This is a genomic window from Bartonella queenslandensis AUST/NH15 (assembly GCF_000312585.1).
In the GTDB taxonomy this organism is placed as follows: domain Bacteria; phylum Pseudomonadota; class Alphaproteobacteria; order Rhizobiales; family Rhizobiaceae; genus Bartonella; species Bartonella queenslandensis_A.
On record NZ_HE998370.1, the window covers coordinates 1 to 299 of the forward strand.

General features: G+C 35.1%; 1 protein-coding gene. It reads left to right on the forward strand.

Annotated features, from left to right (window positions below; all coding sequences use genetic code 11):
* Window positions 1–299 (forward strand): hypothetical protein (locus BN338_RS10415; RefSeq protein WP_039762368.1); only part of this gene is annotated, 299 nt, incomplete at both ends.

Sequence of the window (299 nt, forward strand, 5' to 3'; positions counted from 1 at the left end):
ACCTTCCGGATGCTTGAAGAGAAGAACTTGCTACAGGAATTGTTTAAAGAAAACAGTGACTATTTAGAACATCAGAAAAAGCTCGACATCAAAGTTATCTTTGGTAATCCTCCTTATTCGGTAGGACAAAAAAGTGAAAATGATAATAATGCAAATGTAGAATATGAAATACTTGATAGAAGTATCCAAAATACGTATGCACTTAAATCTCAAGCAACATTAAAAAGAAACCTCTACGATAGCTATATTCGAGCGATTAGGTGGGCAAGTAACCGTTTAAGCTCACAAGGTGGTGTTGT